This is a genomic window from Leisingera sp. F5 (assembly GCF_001593695.1).
On sequence record NZ_LUKH01001338.1, the window covers coordinates 1 to 1,101 of the forward strand.

Here is a 1,101-nt window from a genome sequence, read left to right on the forward strand (position 1 = left end):
GAGAGGCGCCAGGCACCGCAGCCCATGGCCTTTTTCGACCTCCCATTGCGGGGTCCGGGTGCAGATCTCCTGCGCAAACGGACAGCGCTCGCGGAATTCGCAGCCCGAGGGGCGTTTGAGCAGGCTGGGCGGCTCGCCTTTCAAGGCGATGCGTTCCAGCCGGGCGTCGGGGTCGGGTTCCGGGTTCGCGCTCAGCAGGCAACGGGTGTAAGGGTGGCGCGGGTGCTTAAAGATCGCCTCGGTGGTGCCTTCCTCTACCAGACGGCCCAGATAGAGGATGCCCATCCGGTCGGCCACATGACGCACCACATTCAGGTTATGGGTGATGATCACCATCGCCAGACCCAGGCGTTCACGCAGGTCGTTCATCAGGTTCAAAAGCTCTCCCTGGACTGACACATCCAGACCCGCGGTGGGTTCATCTGCCAGGATCAGCTTCGGCTCCAGCGCCAGCGCGCGGGCAACACCGACCCGCCGCGCCTGCCCGCCCGACAGCTGATAGGGATAGCGGTCGGCAAAATGCGCCGGCAGGTTCACCATTTCCAGCAACCGCTTGGCCTCGGCGTCCAGATCACGGTCCTTCATACCCTGGATCCGGTAGGGTTCGGTGATCAGGTTGCGGATCGTCAAACGCGGCGACAGCGAGCCAACCGGGTCCTGGAACATCATCGCAATGTCCTTGCGCAGAGGCCGCAAGGTGCGCTCCGAGGCACCGCGGATCTCCTGGCCGTCGAACTTGACGGACCCCTCCTGTGCCGGTGCCATCCCGGCAATCGCCCGGATCACCGTGGTCTTGCCAGAGCCGCTTTCGCCCACCAGCGCATAAGTTTCGCCGGGTTCAACAGTAAAGCTGACACCAGCCAGCACATTGACCGGACCATAGCTGGTCTTGAGGTCTTTCACATCCAGCAGGCTCATTCTGCGGCCTCCTTATGGTTCAGCCAGCAGGCAGCGTGGTGGCCTTCTTTCAACTGCGCCAGCGGCGGCACCTCGGCGGCGCAGCGCGGCATCGCCTGGTCGCAGCGGTCACGGAAGATGCAGCCGCCGGGCAGGTTGGCCAGATCCGGCACAGGAGGGGTCCGTCAAGTTCGACGGCCAGGA

The 1,101-nt window shown here is 64.3% G+C and carries 2 protein-coding genes; both read right to left on the reverse strand.

Annotation, left to right across the window (positions count from 1 at the left end):
• On the reverse strand, positions 1–918 hold a 918-nt coding region (locus A2I95_RS41245), incomplete at its 3' end, for an ABC transporter ATP-binding protein (RefSeq protein ID WP_291738061.1).
• The gene (locus tag A2I95_RS41250; RefSeq protein WP_291738062.1) at positions 915–1,070 is read right to left on the reverse strand and encodes an oligopeptide/dipeptide ABC transporter ATP-binding protein; all 156 of its coding nucleotides are present in this window, start codon (positions 1,068–1,070) and stop codon (positions 915–917) included. The genes A2I95_RS41245 and A2I95_RS41250, both read right to left, overlap by 4 nt.
• Positions 1,071–1,101 lie beyond the last annotated feature (31 nt).